Below are 1,766 nucleotides of genomic sequence, written 5' to 3'. Positions count from 1 at the left end.
CGGCCCGCCGGAGCCGGGGCCGGCGTCCTCGACGACCGTGCCCCACTCCTGGCACTCGCCGCAGCGGCCGACCCACTTGGTGGCGGTCCACCCGCACTCGGTGCAGCGGAACCCGGGGCGGTCGCCCTTGTCGGCGCGCGGGCGGCGGGTGGTCGTCTGGCTCACGACGCGCACGCTACGTGCCGGCACCGACATCGCGGCCGCGCGGACCCCGGTGCGGGCAGGACGCGCGGTCGGACCCTTGTGGCGACGCTGAACGACCGTTTAGGCTGCTGAACGTGCGATCAGTCGACGACCTCACCGCCCGCGCCCGCATCCGCGACGCCGCGATGCTCCGCTTCGGCCGCGACGGGTTCGGCACCGGCCTGCGGCAGGTCGCCGCCGACGCGGGCGTCAGCCCCGCCCTCGTGCTGCACCACTTCGGCTCGAAGGAGGGGCTGCGTGCCGCGTGCGACGAGCACGCCCACGCGCAGCTCGTCGCCGCCAAGTCCGAGGCGCTCGCGCAGCCGGCCACCGCCGTGCTCGCCCAGCTCGCGGCCACCGAGCGGTACGCGCCCCTGATCGCCTACCTGTTCCGCGTCGTGCTCGACGGCGGCCCGGGCGCCGCGCGGTTCGTCGACGGCATGGTCGACGACACGCTCACCTACCTCGCCGAGGGGGAGCGCCTGGGCGTCGTGCGGGGCACGTCCGACCCCGTCGGCCGCGCGCGGTACGTCGTCGCCGCGCAGCTCGGGCTGCTGCTCGTCGCCCAGCTCGACGCCGCCGACGGCCGCGCGCCCTCGCCGACGGCCGAGCCCGCCGCGGCGCTCGCGCACATGGCCACCACCACCGCGCGGGCGAGTCTCGAGCTGTACACGCACGGCCTGTTCGCGGACTCCACCTACCTCGACGCCTGGCGAGCCACCCAGGACGACGCCCGCCCCCCGACCACCGAGCAGGAGCAGCCATGACCGACGCGATCGCCGTGCACGGCCTGGTCAAGACGTTCGGGCGCCGGCGCGCGCTCGACGGCCTCGACCTGACCGTCCGCACGGGTGAGGTGCACGGGTTCCTCGGACCCAACGGCGCCGGCAAGTCCACGACCATCCGGGTGCTGCTCGGGCTGCTGCGCGCCGACGCGGGCGACGTGCGCCTGCTGGGCGGCGACCCGTGGCGCGACCCCGTCGCGCTGCACCGCCGGCTCGCGTACGTCCCGGGCGACGTCACGCTGTGGCCCCAGCTCACGGGCGGCGAGACGATCGACCTGCTCGGGCGCCTGCGCGGCGGGCTCGACCCGCGCCGCCGCGACGAGCTCGTCGAGCGGTTCGAGCTCGACCCGCGCGTGCGTGGCCGCGCCTACTCCAAGGGCAACCGCCAGAAGGTCGCGCTCGTCGCGGCGCTCGCGGCCGACGTCGAGCTGCTGCTCATGGACGAACCCACGTCGGGCCTCGACCCGCTCATGGGTGCGGTCTTCCAGGAGGTCGTGCGGGAGGCCGCCGACGACGGCCGCACGGTCCTGCTGTCGAGCCACGTGCTCGCCGAGGTCGAGGCGCTGGCGGCACGCGTGACGATCATCCGGCGCGGCCGTGCCGTCAGCACCGGCACGCTCGACGACCTGCGCGGCCTCACGCGCACCACGGTCGTCGCGGGCCTCGCCGACGCCGCCGGCGCGCGCACCGCGCTCGAGGCGCTGGCGGCACGCGTGACGATCATCCGGCGCGGCCGTGCCGTCAGCACCGGCACGCTCGACGCCGTGCTCGGCCTCACGCGCACCACGGTCGTCGCGG

2 protein-coding genes and 1 pseudogene are annotated in these 1,766 nt (G+C 76.4%); 2 read left to right on the top strand and 1 reads right to left on the bottom strand.

Translation table 11 applies throughout. The annotated features are described in order from the left end of the window. A pseudogene (locus ATM99_RS19110) lies at positions 1-165 on the bottom strand (DNA repair protein RadA); the annotation flags it as partial. A 113-nt stretch (positions 166-278) separates the two neighbouring features. Here ATM99_RS19110 and ATM99_RS17565 point away from each other — a divergent pair. Both ATM99_RS17565 and ATM99_RS17560 read left to right on the top strand, forming a co-directional pair. Continuing rightward, the gene (locus ATM99_RS17565) at positions 279-950 is read left to right on the top strand and encodes a TetR family transcriptional regulator (RefSeq protein ID WP_223305258.1); all 672 of its coding nucleotides are present in this window, start codon (positions 279-281) and stop codon (positions 948-950) included. Next, on the top strand, positions 947-1,766 hold an 820-nt coding region (locus ATM99_RS17560), incomplete at its 3' end, for an ABC transporter ATP-binding protein (RefSeq protein WP_062104091.1). The genes ATM99_RS17565 and ATM99_RS17560, both read left to right, overlap by 4 nt.

It is taken from the genome of Cellulomonas sp. B6, from assembly GCF_001462455.1.
In the GTDB taxonomy this organism is placed as follows: domain Bacteria; phylum Actinomycetota; class Actinomycetes; order Actinomycetales; family Cellulomonadaceae; genus Cellulomonas.
This window is presented reverse-complemented; position numbering and strand designations above follow the sequence as displayed.